This is a genomic window from Roseateles noduli (genome assembly GCF_050626985.1).
Lineage (GTDB): Bacteria > Pseudomonadota > Gammaproteobacteria > Burkholderiales > Burkholderiaceae_C > Roseateles > Roseateles noduli_A.
In genome coordinates, this window is sequence record NZ_CP192463.1 from 3,131,365 (window position 1) to 3,150,725 (window position 19,361).

Sequence of the window (19,361 nt, forward strand, 5' to 3'; positions counted from 1 at the left end):
CCCTCATTCATCGAATCGACCGTTGTTCAATGCTTGCGTCTCGGCCGACTGCGGATACTTGCGCCGCATCTGCTGGCCGAGATCGTCCATGTTGGACGTGTTGCCCAGGCGGCGTTCGATGCGCAGCTCCAGCCAGAGGCTGGCGGCGTTCGCCTGTTCCACGTTGCTGTTGACGCGCCGCGCGTAGAAGCGCGCGCGTTCGTATTCCCCCTGGCGGTACAGCACTTCGCCCAGGTTCATTGCGATCGTCGGATTGCCGGGCTCGGCCTCGAAGGCCCTGGTCAGGTGGGCCTGCGCCGGCACCAGACGGCCTTCGCGCGCCTCGCAGGCGCCCCACGCCAGCAGCGTGCGCGACGGCGTGCGGTAGGCCGGCAGGGCCAGGGCCGCGTCGAACTGCTGGTAGGCCTCGGCATAGCGCTGGCGCTGACACAGGAACCAGCCGTAGTTGTGCAGCGAGTCGGCGTTGTTGCGGTCGCGGGCGATCAACTGCTTGAAGCCGTCCTCGGCCAGACCGTACTCGCCCATCGCGGCGTAGATCAGGTTGCGCAGGTTGATCGCCTCGGGCAGATCCGGCTTGGCGGCCATCGCGAGCTTGACCTCGTCCAGCGCCGTCTCGTACTGGCCGCGGGCGAAGTAGCCGCTGGCGAGCTCCAGCCGCACCTGCGCCCGGCGGTCGTTGTCGGTCTTGTCGCTCTCCGTGCGCGGCTGCTGTTGCTGCTGCGCACCGCCCGCGCACCCGGCCAGGGCCGCGGCGATCAGCAGCACGACGGACAGGGTCCGGGCGGAACGACGCGGAAGGAGGGAGCCGGGCGACGAAAGGGTCATGGACGTGGGCCTGTGGGAGTGACGGGAGTCGAAGGCGCGGCGGCCGCGGGCGCCGCGCCCGAAGTGCCGCCGGATGTCGCGCCGCGCTGTACCACCACGGGCGCGCGCACCATGCGCAGATGAACCCGGGTCCGGTCCTGCACTTCGCCGGCCAGTTGGCCGCAGGCGGCGTCGATGTCGTCGCCGCGCGTCTTGCGCACGGTCGTCACGATGCCGGCCTGGATCAGCAGATCGGCGAAGGCCTTGACGCGCTCGTTGGTGCTGCGCTTCAGGCCCGACGCGGGGAACGGATTGAACGGGATCAGGTTGATCTTGCAGGGCACCTTGCCCTTGAGCAGCGCGATCAGCTCGCGGGCCTGCTCCGGCGCATCGTTCACCTCCTGCAGCATGCAGTACTCGAAGGTGATGAAGTCGCGGGGCGCCTTGTCCAGGTAGGCGTTGCAGCTCGCCAGCAGTTCCGCGATCGGGTACTTGCGATTGAGCGGCACCAGCTGGTCGCGCAGCGGGTCGTTGGGTGCGTGCAGCGACACGGCCAACGCCACCGGCGCATCGTCGCGCAGGCGGTCGATCATCGGGACCACGCCCGAGGTCGACACCGTGACGCGGCGCCGCGACAGGCCGTAGCCATGGTCGTCCAGCATCATCTTCAGCGCGGGGATCAGCGCGCCGTAGTTCTGCAGCGGCTCGCCCATGCCCATCATCACGACGTTGGAGATGATGCGTTCGTCCTTGCCCAGGCGCTGCCGCAGCGAGTGCTCGGCATACCAGAGCTGGGCGACGATCTCCCAGGTCTCGAGGTTGCGGCTGAAGCCTTGATGGCCGGTCGAGCAGAAGCGGCAACCCACGGCGCAGCCGGCCTGGCTGGAGATGCACAGCGTGGCCCGGTCGTCCTCGGGGATGTAGACCGCCTCGACGGCGTTGCCCTGGCCGACGTCGAACAACCACTTGATGGTGCCGTCGGCCGAGACATGTTCGGAGATCACCGGCAGTGCGGTGATGTGGGCGCGCCCGGCCAGCTTGTCGCGCAGCGACTTGGCCAGGTCGGACATCTGGGCGAAGTCCGACGCGCCCTTCTGATGGATCCAGCGGAACAGCTGGGTCGCGCGAAAGCGCTTCTCCCCCAGCTGCTCGCAGTACGCGGCCAGGCCTTGCAGATCGAATCCGAGCAGGTTGACCGCGTCCATCGTGTGTACTCCTCTTTCGCTAGGGCCTGCTGGCCCGGGGTCCAGAGGCGTTGACGGCTCAGCGGCCGTTGATTTCCAGACCGGAGAAGAAGAACGCGATCTCGACGGCCGCGGTCTCGGCGGCGTCCGAGCCGTGCACGGCGTTCGCGTCGATGCTGTCGGCGAAGTCGGCGCGGATGGTGCCCTTCTCGGCCTTCTTCGGGTCGGTCGCGCCCATCAGGTCGCGGTTCTTCAGGATGGCGCCTTCGCCTTCCAGCACCTGGATCTGCACCGGGCCGGAGATCATGAAGGTCACCAGGTCGTTGAAGAACGGGCGGGCCTTGTGCACGGCGTAGAACGCTTCGGCTTCGGCGCGCGACAGCTGCTTCTGCTTGGAGGCGATGACCTTCAGGCCGGCACCTTCGAAGCGGGTGTAGATCTGGCCGATGACGTTCTTGGCCACGGCATCGGGCTTGATGATGGAGAGGGTGCGTTCGATGGCCATGTCTTTTTCCTTGAAAATCTTGGGCTTGGCAAAGCCCGGCATTGTAATGCGTGAAGTCAAGCCCCCAAGTGACATCCCGTTTTCAGCCGGGTGTCGCCGGAAGGCAAAAAGCCGGGATGGAACCCGGCCCCTGCCGCCCTGCCCCGCCGGATGGCGGACGCCGGGCGTTCAAACCTGATCAGCGGCGGCCGCGGCCTCCGCCGCCACCACCCCCACCACCGCCGCCGCCGCCGCCGCGGCGACCACCGCCCCGGTTGTTGCCGCGATTGATGAAGGCGTCGGCACCGATGTAGCCCATCGAGGTCTTCATCGGATCCGGCTGGTGCTCGCCGCCCGGGCCCCGCTTGTTGCCCTGATGGGGGTTGTGGCCGGAATCGCTGCCGCCCTTGCCGAAGCCCTGCGGGATGCGCTTGCTGCCGGTCGCGAAGCGCCGGTCGAAGGTCTGCTCCAGCGGGTTGATGTGCTTCGGGATGAAGTCGTCATCGTCCTCGTCGCGGGGGCGGCGATCGCGTTCGCGCTCCTGCTGCTGCTGTTGCTGCTGCGGGCGTTGCGCCTGATTCTGCGGGGGACGCTGCTCGTTCCGATCGTTGCGCTGCGGACGTTCCTGACGGTCGCCGCGCTGATCGTTGCGGTCGCCGCGCTGATCGCCACGGTCTGCCCGCTGCTCGTTGCGATCGCCACGGAACTCACCGCGCTGCTCGTTGCGACCCTGCTCCGGACGGCTCGGACGCGGACCGCCGCTGTTGCCGCGGCGGCGCTTGTCGCCCCGGTCGTTGCGATCGTTGCTGCGCGGCGGGCGCGGCTCGTTCCCGGCCAGTTGCCGGATGATCCGCACGTCGGCGTCGCCAAGCTCGATGTAGACGCCACGACGCAGGCCGCGCGGCAGCACGACGGTGCCGTAGCGGATGCGGATCAGGCGGCTGACGGCCAGGCCGACGGTCTCGAACAGCTTGCGGACTTCGCGGTTGCGGCCTTCGGTGATGACGACGCGGTACCAGCGGTTCACGCCTTCGCCGCCGCCGTCCTCGATGCTCTTGAAGCTGGCCTGCTGCCCGTCGACGTCGACGCCGGTCAGCAGCTTCTCCTTCTGTTCCTTGCTCAGCGAGCCCAGCACGCGGACCGCGTACTCGCGCTCGACGCCGAAGCGCGGATGCATCAGCTGGTTGGCAAGCTCACCGGAGTTGGTGAACAGCAGCAGGCCTTCGGTGTTCAGGTCGAGGCGACCGACCGACTGCCACTTGCCCTGCGGCAGGCGCGGCAGGCTGCGGAAGACGGTGGGACGGCCTTCGGGGTCGTTGAAGGTCACGACCTCGCCGACCGGCTTGTGGTACGCCAGGATCCGCGGCGCGACCGGCGCGATGCGGACCTTGATCGGCTTGCCGGCCACGGCGACGCGGTCGCCGTAGGAGATGCGCTGACCGACGTGGGCGACTTCGCCGTTCACCGTGATCTGGCCCTTGGCGATCATGTCCTCGATGTCGCGGCGCGAGCCGACGCCGGCCTGCGCCAGCACCTTCTGCAGCTTGGGCGCGTCGACATCGGGAGCGAGCACGCGCTTGGCGGGCTGGTCGGCGGCATCGGACTCGCCGTCGTCGGACGACGCCTCGACATCGGCGATCTCGGCGGGCTCGGCGCCGTCGTCCTCGGCGTCGGCATCGAAGGCACCGGACACCAGCGCGTCGAAGCGCGCCTGCGCCTCGGCCTGGAGCTGGGCGCTGTCGACCTGCGTCGGCGCGGACCCGGCGCCTTCGCCGGCATCGGAAGCCTCACCCTGCGCCTGGACCGGCTGACCTTCACGCGGTTCGCGATCACGGTCACGGCCGCGGCGGCGACGATTGCGGCCACGGCCTTCGCCGTCGCTGCCTGCGTCGCCGTCGGCGCCTTCACTCGCCACCGGACCCGCTTCTCGCGACTCAGGAGACTCCTGCGACACCAGCTCGACAACCGCCCCGGCCACCGGCGACACCGGCGCGGGCGAAGCCTCGACGGTCGCCACCGGCACGTGGATCACGGCGCGGTCGGCCTGCGCCGGCGCGGCGTCCGCCTCGGCGGTCTTCTTCGTGGTGCGGCGCTTGGGCTTGGACGCCTGCGCGTCTTCGGCCGCGGGCGTTTCGGCCTGGACCTCGACCGGGGCCTCGGCAGGCACTTCCGCCGCGGCGGCCGTCTTGCGGCGCGCTCGAGGCTTCGGAGTCTCCTCGGCCACGGGCGCGGCGCCCGCGTCGGTCGCCTCTACCGGGGCCGCGGCGACCTTGCGGGTGCGCTTGGGTTTCGCGGGCGCGTCGGACGGGGTGTCGGCCGGACCGGCCGTCAGCGTCTCGGGCTTGGAATCGTCGATATCGTTGGAATTCATGTGTCGGCTTGCACCTTGTCAGCGGTGGACACGGCCCCTTCCCGGGGCGCTCAAGTGGGCTCGGGGTTGACGGCCCCGGCCTGTGGTTCTTCACCCGGATCACGCGAGGCGGCCGGCTTGGATTCGTCTTCAGTGGCGGCGTCCGAAGATTCGGGCGCCGCCAGGTTCGTTTCAGCGGTCTCGACGGTCTCGGCAGCCTCTGCCGTCTCCGCGACTTCCGCCATCTCGGCAACTTCTGCCGCGTCGACGGTTTCGGCGGGCTCGCCGGTGTCGGCGCTTACCACCGCTTCAGCGGCCTCGACCGCCGCCACCGGCTCGCCCGGCTGGATCTCCGGCGCCGGCGGATCGAGCTCGACGACCACGTCGCCGGGCGGTTCCTCGAGCAGCGAGGCCTGCAGCGCCCCGGCGATCGGCGTCGGGTCGCCGCCCTGGATCAAGGCCGGCAATTGCTCCAGCGAATGCAGCCCCAGGTCGTCCAGGAAATGCTTCGTCGTCGCATACAGCGCCGGCCGGCCCGGCGCCTCGCGATGCCCGATGACCTCGATCCAGTCGCGGTCCTCGAGCTGCTTGATGATGGGCGTCGCCACCACCACGCCGCGGATGTCCTCGATGTCCCCGCGGGTCACCGGTTGACGGTAGGCGATGATCGCCAGCGTCTCCAGCACCGCCCGCGAATACTTCGGCGGCTTCTCCGGGTGCAGCCGGTCCAGATGTTCGCGCATCTCGGGCCGACTCTGGAAGCGCCAGCCGGAGGACAGCGCCACCAGCTCGACGCCGCGCCCTTCCCACTCGCGCAGCAACTCGTCGAGCAGCGTCCGCACGCTGTCGCCGTTGAGCTCGTCCGCGAACAGCGAACGCATGTCACGCAGCGTCAGAGGCGCCTGCGCGCACAGCAACGCCGTTTCCAGGACCCGCTTCGCCTCCTGCGTATCCATGAACTCAGTTCGTCAGGCCGGCCTGGAGGCCGGTCAAATCGGTGTGTGTCGCCATCTTGGGCGCCGGCGACGGCAACGGGCCGCGCCGGACGGATTCGATCTGCTTGCTTGGGAGCTCTGTGCTCCAACGGCCGCCGCTCAGTGGTGGATCCGGCCGGTCAGTGGGGCGCCGCGTCGGTGTGCGGCCTGCGCTGCGAACGGGGTCGACTGCCAGCCCGCCGCCGTCTTGCGCACGCTCTTCACGTTGGTCTCAGCGCAAGTACTGGGACGCATTGTAGCGCGAGCGGGCGCACCGCTCTCAGAACACCGGATCGGGCAAACCCGAGACGCGCCACCCGGTGGCCAGATCGGCCGGCAACGGAGCCTCGAAGCGCAGCGGCTCGCCGGTGATCGGATGCGCGAAACCGAGCCGCGCGGCGTGCAGCGCCTGGCGCGGCACGCCCAGCGCCTCGGCCCCGCCGTAGAGGGCATCCGACACCAGCGCATGTCCGCGGTGCGCGGCATGCACGCGGATCTGGTGCGTGCGCCCCGAATGCAATACGCAGTGCAGCGCGGACACCGTCCGGTTCAGACCACGCGCGTCCTGCCACTCGCCCTCGGCCAGCTTGAAGAAATCGGTGCGCGCCGGCTTGCCGCCACCCACGACGGCCATCCGCGTGCGCGACTGCGGATCGCGGCCGATCGGCGCGTCGACGACCCACTCGTCGGGCGTGCGGCCGTGGACCAGGGCCAGGTACTCGCGATGGACCTCGCGCGCCGCGATCATCCGCACGAGCGCAGTGACCGCCGGCAGCGTCTTGCCGACGACCATCAGTCCCGACGTGTCCTTGTCCAGCCGATGCACGATGCCCGCGCGCGGCAGCGTCGCCGCCTTGGCGTGATGGGCCAGCAGGCCGTTCATCAGCGTGCCGGACCAGTTGCCCGCGGCCGGATGGACGACCAACCCGGCCGGCTTGTTCACCGCGAGCAGGTGCTCGTCCTCGAAGACGATGTCGAGCGCGAGGGGTTCCGGGCGGAAGGCCAGCGCCTCTTCGGTCGGGACCAGGTCGACGACCAGCGTCTGCCCGAGGCGGGGCTTGCGCGACGCGTGGGTGACGAGCTGTCCATCGAGCGTGACGCAACCGCGCTCGATCAGGCCCTGCAGGTGACTGCGCGAGAACTCCGGCGCCAGCTGCACCAGCCATTTGTCGAGGCGCAGCGCGATCTCGTCGCGCCCGGCCTCGGCGCTGCGGCGTTCGGGGACGTCGACCCCGACGTCCTGGGCGTCGTCGACGCCCTCGGAGAGGGCTGCGTGCACCGGCGCCTCCCCCGGTTTCTCACCAGGGTAAAGCCCGTCCTGCGCCGCCGGGTCGTGACCGACCTGAACCATATAATCGCCGCTCCAATTTCAGATGAGGGCCGCCGTGGCGCGCGCCCTGTGGACCATGATCGAGACTCGGGTGTTGCGCCGCCGGACCGCGGATTCTTCTGAAGCGTCCGGCTCCTGGCGCGCCGCGTGGCGCTGCGTGGCGATGACCGCCGCGGCCGCTGCCGTGCTGGGGCTGGCGGCCTGTTCGTCGGCCCCCAAGGAGGACCCGAATTCCCAGGCCAACCTGGAGAAATTGTACGCAGAGGCCAAGGAGGACATGCTCTCCGGCTCCTACGACCGGGCGATCAAGACGCTGGAACGCATCGAAGGCCGCGCCGCGGGCACGACGCTGGGCCAGCAGGCGCAGCTGGACCTGGCCTGGGCGAACTACAAGAGCGGCGAGCGCGTGCAGGCCGTGACGGTGCTGGACCGCTTCATCAAGCTCAACCCGTCGAGCCCGGCGCTGGACTACGCGCTGTACATGAAGGGCCTGGTCAACTTCAACGACGACCTCGGCCTGTTCGGCCGCATCGCCCGCCAGGACATCAGCGAACGCGACCAGCAGGCCGCGCGCGATTCGATGCAGGCGTTCAAGCAGCTGGTGGAGCAGTTCCCCGAGTCGAAGTACGCCGAGGACGGCCGCATCCGCATCGACTACATCACCAACAGCCTCGCGGCCTACGAGGTGCATGTGGCGCGCTACTACTACAACCGCGGCGCGTATCTCGCGGCGGCGAACCGTGGGCAGGCCGCGTTGATGGAATTCCAGAACGCACCGGCGCTGGAAGAGGCGCTGTTCCTGATGGTGCAGAGCTATGACAAGCTCGGCCTGGAACAGCTGCGCGATGACAGCCGCCGCGTGCTGCAGGCAAGCTTCCCGGACAGCTATTACCTGACGACTGGCAAGGCCAAACCCAAGGACAAGGCCTGGTGGGTCATCTGGTGATGATCTGGTGGGCTGAAGCTCGCCATACGTCGTTGCTCGGGGCCTTGCATAGCGCTGCTATGCGGCGGCCCCTCGCGCCTAGTCTGGCAAGCTTCAGCCCACCAGATCTCGGCGCGCTCGAAACCAGATCTCGGCGCCCTCGGAAAATGCAGCCCGCTCTTGAGCGGGCTGTTTCGTTCAGGCGTCGTGGGAAGCCTTCAGCTCGGCGAGCCAGGCCTGCGCCGTCGTCTCGTCGGGTACCTGCGTCATCGGAGGGAGCGCCTCGCGCAAGCGCTTGCCGTAGTGCGAGCCGGCCAGGCGCGGATCGCAGACGACGAGCAGGCCGCGGTCGGTCTCGGTACGGATCAGGCGGCCGGCGCCCTGCTTCAGCGCGATTGCGGCCTCAGCGACGAAGTACTCCATGAAGGGGTTGCGGCCCTCGGACTCCAGGCGCGCGACGCGGGCCTCCACCAGCGGATCGTTCGGCGGCGGGAACGGCAGCTTGTCGATGAGCACGCATTGCAGCGCGTCGCCGGGCACGTCGATGCCTTCCCAGAAACTCGCCGAGCCGACCAGCACCGACGCCGGCTGATCGACGAACTGCTGCAGCAGCTGGCGCTTCGGCATCGTGCCTTGCACCAGCACCTCGATGCGATGGCCGCCTTCCTCGAAGCGCTGACGCAGCACGTCGGCCACCGTCTGCAGCTGACGCAGCGTCGTCGTCAGGATGAAGGTGCGACCGCCGAGCCGCGCCGCCAGGCGCGCGCCGAGCCAGCCCACCGATTCGCCATGGTCGGGCTCGGAGGGCTTCGGGAAATGCTTGGGCACGTAGAGCCGCGCGTGCGACGCGTAGTCGAACGGGCTGCCGACACGCAGCGTGCGGGCCTGACCCAGACCTGCGGGCTCGGTGAACCAGGTGAGCGCGTCGTCTTCGCCCAGCGTCGCCGACGTGAATACCCAGGCCTTGGGCGTGCTGGCGAGCGCTTCCTGCATCGCCTCGCGGATGTCCAGCGGCGACTCCATCAGGCGGACCTGGTGCGTGCCGACATCGACCCAGCGCACCGCGCCCGGATCCGGCGCCCGTGCGAACAGCTGCGCCGTCTTGTAGAGCTCAACCGCGCGCTCGTGCAGGCGCACGAGGTCCGGCCCGACTTCCATTACCGTCGCAAGAGCGTCCACGCTGAGCTCGATCGCCTGCGTGACCTGCACCAGCGCCTCTTCGAAATCGGCGCGGCCCGAACACTCGCTCCAGCGCAGCTTGAGCACGCCACGCAGTTCGCGTCCGCCGGCACAGGCCAGCCGCAGCGCACGGGCTGCGCGCTCGACGCCGCCGGAGATGGCCTGCCACTCCTGCAGCCCGCGCGCATGCACCAGGCCTTGCGCGAGCATGTCGCGTCCGAAGTCGAACAGTTGGGCGCTGCCCAGCAGACGGCCCAGAAAGTTCAGACCGGCTTCGGGGAGTTGATGCGCCTCGTCGAAGATCGCGACCTCGACGCTGGGCAGCAGCTCCGCGACGCCGCTGTCGCGCAGCACCAGGTCGGCGAAGAACAGGTGGTGGTTCACGACGACCAGATCCGCCTCCATCGCCTCGCGCCGTGCCTTCACGACGTGGCAGTCGCGGTAGGACGGGCAGTCGGTGCCCAGGCAGTTGTCGCGCGTCGAGCTGACGATCGGGATCACCGGCGAGCGCTCGTCCATGCCGTCGATCTCCGCGAAGTCGCCGGTGTGCGTCGTCATCGCCCATCGCTCGATGCGCGCGAGTTGCGCGACGGCGCGTCGATCAGGCAGCTCCGCACTGTGGCGCGCCTGCTGCAGCCGGTGCAAGCAGAGGTAACTCCCTCGCCCCTTCAGCAACGCGGCGCGCAGCGGCAGCGCGAAGGTGTCCAGCAGGCGCGGCAGGTCGCGCATGAAGAGCTGGTCCTGCAGGCTCTTCGTCGCCGTGCTGATCAGCGTGCGGCCGCCGCTGAGCAGCGCCGGCACCAGGTACGCGAAGGTCTTGCCGACGCCGGTGCCGGCCTCGACGACCAGCGTGTCGCGCCCGGCGATCGCCTGCGCGACGGCCAGCGCCATGCGCTGCTGAGGCTCGCGGGGGGCATAGCCGGGGCCATGTCGTGACAGCGGGCCGCCCGTGTCGAATGCGGCGATCACCGACTGCTCCAGCTCACCCGGGCGAAGCTCCTCGGCCGCCGCGCGGGCGCGCGACGCCGCCAGCGCCGGCGACGTCTCGGCCGCGCCCCAGGGAGCGTCAGCCATCAGATCGTCGGTCGAATCCTCGGAGGAGTGGTCGGTCGAGTCGTTGATGGCGGGATCGTGTCGGTCAGGCCGGCTCATCGGGATCGCTGGCCCGTTCGAGCCGCGCGATCTCGTCGCGCAGCGCCAGGCGTTGCTTCTTCAACCGGCGCAGCGTCAGTTCGTCGACGGGCGGCAGAGCCAGTTCGCCACCGATCGCCGCGATGGCCCCGATGGCCGTCACCGGACGGATGTCCGCGACGACGTCGGCGCGCACGGCGCCCATCAATGCGTCGATACGGCCGTCCAACTCCGCATGCGCGATGCGAAGTTCAATCAGACGGCGCGCTGGAGAGTGAAGTTGTTCATCCATAAACGGGGAACCACCCGACCGGGAAGCCGAGCCGGACGATTATAGTTTTGGGATGAGTCGCAACACCCCAGGCTATCGCCTCAGCGCCGCCACCGGCATCCATCGCGGCGATCGTCTGTACCAGCAGGATCAGGTCCAGGTCATCGCCCATCCCAGACAGAGCGGTTGCGTGCTCGGCATCGTCGCCGACGGCATGGGCGGCAAGAGCGGCGGTCGCAAGGCCGCCGACCAGGTCATCCTCACCGCCCAGCAACTGTTCGAACGTTTCGTCCCCGGGGAGGAGGATGAATCCGAGCTGCTGCGCCAGATCGTGTCCGAAGCCCACCTGATGATCCGCCTGACGGCGATCTCGGCCGAGGAGGAGCCGCACAGCACGCTGGCGGCCTACCTGCTGACGTCGGACCGGCGCTGCTTTTGGATCCATACCGGCGACTCGCGGATCTACCACTTCCGCGGCCCCAACATGGTGACGCGGTCGCTGGACCAGTCCTACGTGCAGCGCCTGGTCGACGAAGGTCAGATCACCGAGGACGAAGCGCTGGTCCATCCGCAGTCGAACCTGCTGACCGCCTGCCTGGGCACCGTGCAGGAGCCGACGCCGGTCGAGTCCTACATCGAGCACCTGGAGCACGGCGACACGCTGATGTGCTGCAGCGACGGGCTGTGGCACTACTTCTCGCCGGCCGAGCTCGGCACGGTGATGCACAGCCTGCCGCCGCGCGACGGCGCCGAGCTGCTGGTCAACAAGGCGCGCCAGCGGGCCAAGGGCACGGGCGACAACCTGTCGCTGGCGATCGTGCGGGTGGATCCGCTCGAGTGACGCCGGGCGGGCGCCCTCCCCGCCTCCCCATGCAAAACGCCGGTCTCGCGACCGGCGTTTTGCATTGAGCGCCTCGGGGATCGGATGACGCGCTCTCCACGCTTCGACGCTTCAGGGCTTGGGCAAGGCACGGATGTCGGAGGCCGACGGCGTCGGCAGATGGGCCGCGGGCGGCTTCGTGTTCTTGCCGACCGGCGCGGACGCCGCGGAGGCGGCCTTCCCCGCCGAGCGCAGCTGCTGCTCACCGGCCTTGCGCTGGCGATCCAACGCCTTCTGACGGCGCTCGGCGGCGGCCTCGCGGCGCTTGGCTGCCTCGGCCTTCGCCTCGGCATCCAGTTTGGCCTCGCGGCGTTGATGCAGTTCCGGATTGGCGCGCGGCGTCCGCGCGCCTGGCACCGTCGGCGCGGATGCCGGCTGAGCCGCTTCCCGCACCGATTCGGTCTTGCGCCGGGCCTCGTCCTTGGCCGCCTCGCGTTCGTTCTGCTGGACGCGCTCACGCGCGGCGGCGCTGCGGCGCTGGCGCTCCTCGGCATTGACCTGGTGCTCGGCGTGGTCCAGCGGACGCAGCTGGCGGATGCGTTCGTCGCGGGCGTCTTCCAGGCAGCCAGTGACGACGAAACGCTGGTTGCACTCGCGGACCTTCGCCTGGTAGGTCTGCTCGACGCGGGCGCGGGCGGCACCGATCTCGGCGCGGGTCATCTCCGCCGCGCAGACGGCCGTCGAGGCGGCCATGCCCGACAGCGCCATCGGCAGGAGAACAAGGACTGGGCGGAAAGTCATGGACGTGATCATCGCATCCGGCGACGCTCGTTCCAGTGACACGCCCGCCGGTGACTTCCCTACACCCCAATCGGAGGGAACCGCGAGTGGGGATGGGCGTGGACGCGCAGGAACAGGGGTCAGGTCAACCGGGTATCGACGTCGCGACGCTCGAGCTCCAGGTATTCCTTCGACTGCATCTCCTGCAGCCGCGACACGGTGCGCGGGAACTCGTGCGCCAGCGGGCCTTCGGTGTACAGCTGCTCCGCAGGCACGGCCGCGGAAATGATCAGCTTCACGCGCCGGTCGTACAGCACGTCCACGAGCAGCGTGAAGCGGCGCGCCTCGCTGGCCAGACGCGGCGGCATCGCCGGCACGTTGGACAGGATGATGGTGTGGAACTGCGTCGCCAGCTCGAGGTAGTCGTTCTGCGAGCGCGGCCCGCCGCAGAGTTCCGCGAAGTCGAACCACACCACGCCGCCGGCGCGACGCCGGGAGCGGATCTCGCGATGCTCGATGTGCAGGATCGGATCTTCGTCGCGCGCCTCGGCCAGCGATTCGAAGGCCGTCGTCAGCGCCGCCTCGGTCTGCGCGTTCAGCGGCGTGTGATAGAGCTCGACATGCTCGAGCGAGCGCTGCCGGTAATCGGTGCCGTTGTCGACGTTGATGACTTCCAGGTTCTGCTTCAGCAACTCGATCGCCGGCAGGATGCGGTCGCGGTGCAGCCCGTTCGGGTAGAGCCCGTCGGGATGGAAGTTGGATGTCGTCACGATCGACACGCGGTTCTTGAACAGCGCGTCGAGCAGCCGGTAAAGGATCATCGCGTCGGTGACGTCGGCGACGTGGAACTCGTCGAAGCAGATCAGCCGGAAGCGCCGCGCGATGCGCTTGCCGAGCTCGTCCAGCGGGTCCTGGATGCCCTTGAGTTCCTGCAGCTCGCGATGGACCTCGCGCATGAATTCGTGGAAGTGCAGCCGGGTCTTGCGCGTCAGCGGCACGGCCTGGAAGAAGCAGTCCATCAGGAAGCTCTTGCCGCGACCGACGCCGCCGAACATGTACACGCCGCGCGGCAGCGGCGGCCGCACCAGGAACTTGGTCACCGCGTTGGAGCGCCGCGCCTTGTAGTCGGCCCATTCGTCCTGGCAGCGCTGCAGCGAGGCGACGGCGCGCAGCTGCGCGGCGTCGGCGGTGTAGCCGCGTTCGGCGAGGGTCTGGTGGTAGAGCTCGGTAACGGTAGTCATGCGGTGGTCAAGCGGCGGCGTTCGAGACGTTCAGATCAGGGAACCTGCGCAGCGCGGACAAGATGGAAAAAGGGGCGACTCGCGCCGCCCCTTCCGTTCATGCGTCCGATGCGCTTCGAGCCGGAGCTCAGAAGTTCAGCGTGCGCTTGTCGATGGCCAGGGCCGCTTCCTTGGTCGCTTCGCTCAGCGACGGGTGCGCGTGGCAGATGCGGGCGATGTCCTCGGCCGAGGCCTTGAACTCCATCGCGACCACGGACTCGGCGATCAGCTCCGAGGCCATCGGGCCGATGATGTGCACGCCCAGGATCTCGTCGGTCTTGGCGTCGGCCAGGAACTTGACGAAGCCGGTCGTGTCGCCCAGGGCGCGCGCGCGGCCGTTGGCCAGGAACGGGAACTGGCCCGCCTTGTAGGCCACGCCGTCCGCCTTCAGCTGCTGCTCGGTCTTGCCGACCCACGCGATCTCGGGGCTCGTGTAGATGACCCACGGGATCGTGTTGAAGTTGACGTGACCGTGCTGGCCGGCGATGCGCTCGGCCACGGCAACGCCTTCTTCCTCGGCCTTGTGCGCCAGCATCGGGCCGCGCACGACATCGCCGATGGCCCAGACGCCCGGCAGGTTGGTCTTGCACTCGTCGTCGACGATGACGGCGCCGCGCTCGTCGAGCTTCAGGCCCACGGCTTCGGGGTTCAGGCCGATGGTGTTGGCCGTGCGGCCGATCGAGACGATCAGCTTGTCGACCGCCAGCGTCTGCTCGCCGCCCTTGGCGTCGGTGTACTTCACCGCCACGCCGTCCTTGCCGTTCTCGACGCTGGTGATCTTCACGCCCAGCTCGATGTTCAGGCCCTGCTTCTTGAAGACCTTGGCGGCTTCCTTGGCGACGGACTCGTCGGCGGCGCCCAGGAAGGCGGGCAGCGCTTCCAGGATCGTCACCTCGGCGCCGAGGCGGCGCCACACCGAACCCATTTCCAGGCCGATGACGCCGGAGCCGATCACGCCCAGCTTCTTCGGCACGGTCGGGATGCGCAGCGCGCCGTCGTTGGACAGGATGTTGGTCTCGTCGAACGGGGCACCCGGCAGTTGGCGGGCGTTGGAACCGGTGGCGACGATCACGTGCTTGGCCGTGATGGTCTCCTCGGCGGCGCCGGCGACCTTCAGCTCGTAAGCGCCGTCCTTCGCCGCCACGAACGAGCCGCGGCCGTGGAAGAACGTGACCTTGTTCTTCTTGAACAGGTACTGCACGCCGTCGTTGTTCTGCTTCACGACGGCGTCCTTGCGACCGATCATCTTGGCGATGTCGATCTTCAGGTCGTTCATCGAGATGCCGTGGTCGGCAAAGCCGTGGCCGGCGTGCTCGAAGTGCTCGCTCGACTGCAGCAGGGCCTTGGACGGGATGCAGCCGACGTTGGTGCAGGTGCCGCCCAGGGCGGGACCGCCCTTGTCGTTCTTCCACTCGTCGATGCAGGCCGTGTTGAAGCCCAGTTGCGCCGCGCGGATCGCCGCGATGTAGCCGCCGGGGCCGCCGCCGATGACGACGACGTCGAATTGCTTGCTCATGTGTCGATCGTCCTTGGCTTAGATGTCGAACAGGAGGCGAGCCGGATCTTCCAGCGCGTCCTTCATGGCCACGAGACCCAGCACGGCTTCACGGCCGTCGATGATGCGGTGGTCGTAGGACATCGCCAGGTAGTTGATCGGACGGATCACGATCTGGCCGTTCTCGACGACGGCGCGGTCCTTGGTCGCGTGCACGCCCAGGATGGCCGACTGCGGCGGGTTGATGATCGGCGTCGACAGCATCGAACCGAAGGTGCCGCCGTTGGAGATCGAGAAGGTGCCGCCGGTCATCTCTTCGATGCCGAGCTTGCCTTCCTGGGCCTTCTTGCCGAACTCGGCGATCTTCTTCTCGATGTCGGCGAAGCTCATCTGGTCCGCGTTGCGCAGGATGGGCACGACCAGGCCGCGCGGCGAGCCGACGGCGATGCCGATGTCGAAGTAGCCGTGGTAGACGATGTCGTTGCCGTCGACCGAGGCGTTCAGCACCGGGTACTTCTTCAGAGCGTGGACGGCGGCCTTGACGAAGAAGCTCATGAAGCCCAGCTTCGTGCCGTGTTCCTTGGTGAAGCTGTCCTGGAACTTCTTGCGCAGCTCCATCACCGGGGCCATGTTCACTTCATTGAACGTGGTCAGGATGGCGTTGGTCGATTGCGATTGCAGCAGACGCTCGGCGATGCGGGCGCGCAGGCGGCTCATCGGCACGCGTTGTTCCGGACGGTCGCCCAGATTGGCGGACACGGGCGCGGCGACGGCCTGCAGCGGCGCCTTGGCGGGAGCGGCCGGGGCCTGCACCGGAGCCGGGATCACCGCCGGCTTGGCGCCGCCTTCGATCGCGCCCAGCACGTCGCCCTTGGTCACGCGGCCATCCTTGCCGGTGCCGGACACCGAGCCGGCGGCCAGGTTGTTGTCGGCCATGATCTTCGCGGCGGCGGGCATCGCGACGCCGGCTTTGCTGTCCGACGAGGCGGCAGCGGCGGCCGGAGCGGCGGCGGCGGCGGCGGGTGCCGGAGCGGCGGCGGCCGGAGCAGCGGCGCCGGCCTTGCCTTCGGAGTCGATCTTGGCGATGACCTGGTCCGACGTGACGGTACCGCCGTCGCCGACGACCAGCTCGGCCAGCACGCCGGCGGACGGCGCCGGCACTTCGAGCACGACCTTGTCGGTCTCGATCTCGATCAGGATCTCATCGATGGCCACGGCGTCGCCGGGCTTCTTCTTCCACTGGAGCAGGGTCGCTTCGGCGACCGATTCGGACAGCTGGGGGACTTTGACTTCAACGATTGCCATGATGTTTCTTCTCTCGGTTTTTCAGTAAACCGGAGCCTTGCGCCTGCCGGTCGCCGGGGAGCGTGTGCCCGTCCCCGGCGCCGGTGTCATTGCGGCGCGCGGCGTCCGCAATGACTCACTTGGTCAGCACGAAACCCTTCAGTTTCCCGAAGGCCTGCTCCAGCAGCGCCTTCTGCTGTTCCTGGTGCAGGTGGGCATAGCCGACGGCCGGCGAGGCCGAGGCGGGACGGCCCGCGTAACCGAGCTTCTGGCCGTCGGCCATGTTCTCGTGGATGTAGTGCTGCACGAAGAACCAGGCGCCCTGGTTCTGCGGCTCGTCCTGGCACCACACGATCTCGGCGAGGTTCGGGTACTTCTTGAGTTCGGCCGCGAACGCCTTGTGCGGGAACGGGTACAGCTGTTCGACGCGGATGATCGCGACGTCCTTCTTGTCGCCACGGGCCTTGATCAGGTCGTAGGCCACCTTGCCGGAGCAGGCGATCACGCGCTTGACCTTGCTCGCGTCGATCTCGGCGCTCGTCTCGCCGATGACGGTGCGGAACTCACCCTTGGTGAACTCGCTGACCGGGGACGTGGCGTCCTTGGCGCGCAGCAGCGACTTGGGCGTCAGGATGACCAGCGGCTTGCGGAACATGCGCAGCATCTGGCGACGCAGCAGATGGAAGATCTGCGACGCCGTCGTCGGCTGGACGATCTGCATGTTGTTGTCGGCGGCCAGCTGCATGAAGCGCTCCAGGCGGGCCGAGCTGTGCTCGGGGCCCTGGCCTTCGTAGCCGTGCGGCAGCATCATCGTCAGGCCGTTGGAGCGGCCCCACTTCACTTCGCCCGAGGCGATGAACTGGTCGATGACGACCTGCGCACCGTTCACGAAGTCGCCGAACTGCGCTTCCCAGATGGTCAGCGTGTGCGGGTCGGCGGCGGCGTAGCCGTATTCGAAGCCCAGCACCGCCTCTTCCGACAGGATCGAGTCGATCACGACGAACGGGGCCTGGCCTTCCGCGACGTTCTGCAGCGGGATGTAGATGCCTTCGTCGAAGCGCTCGCGGTTCTGGTCATGCAGCACCGCGTGGCGGTGCGTGAACGTGCCGCGGCCGCAGTCTTCACCGGACAGGCGGATCGGGTAACCCGAGGCCACCAGCGAGGCGAAGGCCATGTGCTCGCCCATGCCCCAGTCGACGTTGATGTCGCCGCGACCCATGGCCGCGCGGTCGGCGATGACCTTCTCCACCAGCGTGTGGGCCTTGAAGTTGCCGGGCAGCGTGGTGACCTTCTCGGCCAGGCGCTTCCACTCGGCCACCGGCAGCGCGGTGTCGCAGCTGTCGGTCCACTTCTTGCCGAGGAACGGGGTCCAGTCGGTCGCGTACTTGCTCTTGAAGTTGGTCAGCACCGGGTCGACGGTGTGACGGCCTTCGTCCATCGCGGCGCGGAAGGCCTTGACCATGCCGTCCGGACCGTCGGCGTCCAGCACGCCCTGGGCCACCAGCTTCTCGCCGTACAGCTTGCGGGTGCCCGGATGCTTGGCGATGGTCTTGTACATCAGCGGCTGCGTCAGCGCGGGCGTGTCCTGCTCGTTGTGGCCCAGCTTGCGGAAGCAGACGATGTCGACGACGACGTCCTTCTTGAACTGCTGGCGGTAGTCCAGCGCCAGCTGCGTGCACAGCACGACCGCTTCCGGATCGTCGCCGTTCACGTGCAGCACCGGGGCCTCGATCATCTTGACGACGTCGGAGCAGTACAGCGTCGAGCGCGTGTCGCGCGGGTCGCTGGTGGTGAAGCCGATCTGGTTGTTGATGACGATGTGGACGGTGCCGCCGGTGTAGTAGCCGCGCGTCTGCGCCAGCGCCAGCGTCTCCATCACGACGCCCTGGCCGGCGAAGGCCGCGTCGCCGTGCACCAGCACGGGCAGCACCTGCTCGCCGGTCTTGTCGCCGCGGCGGTCCATGCGCGCCTTGACCGAGCCCTCGACGACCGGGTTCACGATCTCCAGGTGCGACGGGTTGAAGGCCAGGCTCAGGTGGACGGGGCCGCCGGGGGTGGTCACGTCGCTGGAGAAGCCCTGGTGGTACTTCACGTCACCCGAGGGCAGGTCTTCCGGGGCGGTGTGGTCGAACTCGGCGAACAGGTCCTTGGGCATCTTGCCCAGGGTGTTCACCAGCACGTTCAGGCGGCCACGGTGGGCCATGCCGATCACGATCTCCTGCACGCCGCGGACGCCGGCGCACTTCACCAGCTCGTCCATCGAGACGATGAAGCTCTCGCCGCCTTCCAGCGAGAAACGCTTCTGGCCGACGTACTTCGTGTGCAGGTAGCGCTCCAGCCCTTCGGCGGCCGTCAGGCGCTCCAGGATCTGCTGCTTCTTCTCGGCCGTGTAGGTCGGCTTGCTGCGGATCGCCTCCAGGCGCTCCTGCCACCAGCGCTTCTCGGTCGGCTCGGTGACGTGCATGAACTCGGCGCCGACGGAGCCGCAGTAGGTGTCACGCAAGGCCTGCACGATCTCGCGCAGGGTCATGCGCTCGGCCTTGGTGAAATAAGTGTTCGTGGCGCTGAAGGTCCGGTCCATGTCGGCTTCTGTGAGGCCGTAGGACGAGGGTTCCAGTTCCGCGATCTTGGCGCGTTCGGTGCGCTTGAGCGGGTCCAGGTCGGCCCAGCGCGAGCCCAGCGTGCGATACGCGGCGATCAGCGACTGGACGTGCACCTGCTTGCCGGCCACTTCGAGCTCGGCGGAGGACACCTTGTTGTTGAGCGCGTTGGCCTTGGCGCGCTGCGCGAAGGACTCGACGACGGGGGCGTGCGGGACGTCGCGCTTGTCGCTGCCGTCCACCGCGGGGACGTGCTGCAGCGCGTCGAAGTAGGCGCGCCAGTTGTCGGGCACGGCGCCCGGGTTGTCGAGGTACTGCTCGTACATCTCCTCGACGTAGGGAGCATTGCCCCCGAACAGATAGGAGTTCGAGCTGTATTGCTGCATCATCTTTCGCTCACCTCTGCCCCGGCTTCCGGAGCTATCGGCTGGTTATGAACCTTCCGCGACACGGCTTGACCGGTTGGCGGA

14 protein-coding genes and 1 pseudogene are annotated in these 19,361 nt (G+C 68.4%); 2 read left to right on the plus strand and 13 right to left on the minus strand.

From position 1 onward, the window contains the following. Positions 1 to 3: 3 nt before the first annotated feature. From pilW to ACQ4L4_RS13715, 6 genes and pseudogenes are all read right to left on the minus strand, one after another. Entirely contained in the window at positions 4 to 825 is an 822-nt protein-coding gene (pilW, locus tag ACQ4L4_RS13690) for a type IV pilus biogenesis/stability protein PilW (protein WP_431104725.1), read from the minus strand. Then, on the minus strand, positions 822 to 2,009 hold the full coding sequence (gene rlmN, locus ACQ4L4_RS13695; protein ID WP_431104726.1) for a 23S rRNA (adenine(2503)-C(2))-methyltransferase RlmN: 1,188 nt from the start codon (positions 2,007 to 2,009) through the stop codon (positions 822 to 824). The genes pilW and rlmN overlap by 4 nt, the downstream gene beginning before the upstream one ends. Positions 2,010 to 2,067: 58 nt before the next feature. Next, positions 2,068 to 2,493: a nucleoside-diphosphate kinase gene (gene ndk, locus ACQ4L4_RS13700; RefSeq protein ID WP_377152641.1), complete on the minus strand. Its 426-nt coding sequence runs from the start codon at positions 2,491 to 2,493 to the stop codon at positions 2,068 to 2,070. Between the two features lie 178 nt (positions 2,494 to 2,671). Next, positions 2,672 to 4,843: a pseudouridine synthase gene (locus tag ACQ4L4_RS13705; RefSeq protein ID WP_431104727.1), complete on the minus strand. Its 2,172-nt coding sequence runs from the start codon at positions 4,841 to 4,843 to the stop codon at positions 2,672 to 2,674. Positions 4,844 to 4,950: 107 nt separating this feature from the next. Then, a pseudogene (scpB, locus tag ACQ4L4_RS13710) lies at positions 4,951 to 5,778 on the minus strand (SMC-Scp complex subunit ScpB); the annotation flags it as partial. Positions 5,779 to 6,076: 298 nt separating this feature from the next. Beyond that, positions 6,077 to 7,147: an RluA family pseudouridine synthase gene (locus ACQ4L4_RS13715; RefSeq protein ID WP_431104728.1), complete on the minus strand. Its 1,071-nt coding sequence runs from the start codon at positions 7,145 to 7,147 to the stop codon at positions 6,077 to 6,079. Positions 7,148 to 7,289: 142 nt separating this feature from the next. Here ACQ4L4_RS13715 and ACQ4L4_RS13720 point away from each other — a divergent pair, with 142 nt between their 5' ends. Next, the gene (locus ACQ4L4_RS13720; RefSeq protein ID WP_431104938.1) at positions 7,290 to 8,072 is read left to right on the plus strand and encodes an outer membrane protein assembly factor BamD; all 783 of its coding nucleotides are present in this window, start codon (positions 7,290 to 7,292) and stop codon (positions 8,070 to 8,072) included. Between the two features lie 177 nt (positions 8,073 to 8,249). On the opposite strand, the gene ACQ4L4_RS13725 is transcribed toward ACQ4L4_RS13720, so the two are convergent. Both ACQ4L4_RS13725 and ACQ4L4_RS13730 read right to left on the minus strand, forming a co-directional pair. Continuing rightward, positions 8,250 to 10,304: an ATP-dependent DNA helicase gene (locus ACQ4L4_RS13725; protein ID WP_431104729.1), complete on the minus strand. Its 2,055-nt coding sequence runs from the start codon at positions 10,302 to 10,304 to the stop codon at positions 8,250 to 8,252. 64 nt (positions 10,305 to 10,368) lie between these two features. Then, complete coding sequence (locus ACQ4L4_RS13730; RefSeq protein WP_431104730.1) at positions 10,369 to 10,566, minus strand: YdcH family protein; 198 nt, start codon at positions 10,564 to 10,566, stop codon at positions 10,369 to 10,371. Between the two features lie 139 nt (positions 10,567 to 10,705). On the opposite strand from ACQ4L4_RS13730, the gene ACQ4L4_RS13735 reads away from it, so the two are divergent. Then, complete coding sequence (locus ACQ4L4_RS13735; protein WP_377152627.1) at positions 10,706 to 11,473, plus strand: PP2C family protein-serine/threonine phosphatase; 768 nt, start codon at positions 10,706 to 10,708, stop codon at positions 11,471 to 11,473. 111 nt (positions 11,474 to 11,584) lie between these two features. Here the strand turns inward: ACQ4L4_RS13735 and ACQ4L4_RS13740 are convergent, their stop codons facing one another. The 5 genes from ACQ4L4_RS13740 to ACQ4L4_RS13760 form a co-directional block, all read right to left on the minus strand. After that, the gene (locus ACQ4L4_RS13740; RefSeq protein WP_431104731.1) at positions 11,585 to 12,253 is read right to left on the minus strand and encodes a hypothetical protein; all 669 of its coding nucleotides are present in this window, start codon (positions 12,251 to 12,253) and stop codon (positions 11,585 to 11,587) included. 119 nt (positions 12,254 to 12,372) lie between these two features. Beyond that, positions 12,373 to 13,473 carry a cell division protein ZapE gene (gene zapE / locus ACQ4L4_RS13745; RefSeq protein ID WP_431104732.1) on the minus strand — a complete coding sequence of 367 codons (1,101 nt, stop codon included), beginning with the start codon at positions 13,471 to 13,473 and terminating at the stop codon, positions 12,373 to 12,375. A gap of 127 nt (positions 13,474 to 13,600) precedes the next feature. After that, a complete protein-coding gene (gene lpdA / locus ACQ4L4_RS13750; protein WP_431104733.1) occupies positions 13,601 to 15,028 on the minus strand; it encodes a dihydrolipoyl dehydrogenase in 1,428 nt (475 codons plus the stop codon). Positions 15,029 to 15,046: 18 nt separating this feature from the next. Continuing rightward, complete coding sequence (gene odhB / locus ACQ4L4_RS13755; protein ID WP_431104734.1) at positions 15,047 to 16,312, minus strand: 2-oxoglutarate dehydrogenase complex dihydrolipoyllysine-residue succinyltransferase; 1,266 nt, start codon at positions 16,310 to 16,312, stop codon at positions 15,047 to 15,049. 115 nt (positions 16,313 to 16,427) lie between these two features. Next, a complete protein-coding gene (locus ACQ4L4_RS13760; protein ID WP_431104735.1) occupies positions 16,428 to 19,280 on the minus strand; it encodes a 2-oxoglutarate dehydrogenase E1 component in 2,853 nt (950 codons plus the stop codon). Between the last annotated feature and the right edge of the window lie 81 nt (positions 19,281 to 19,361).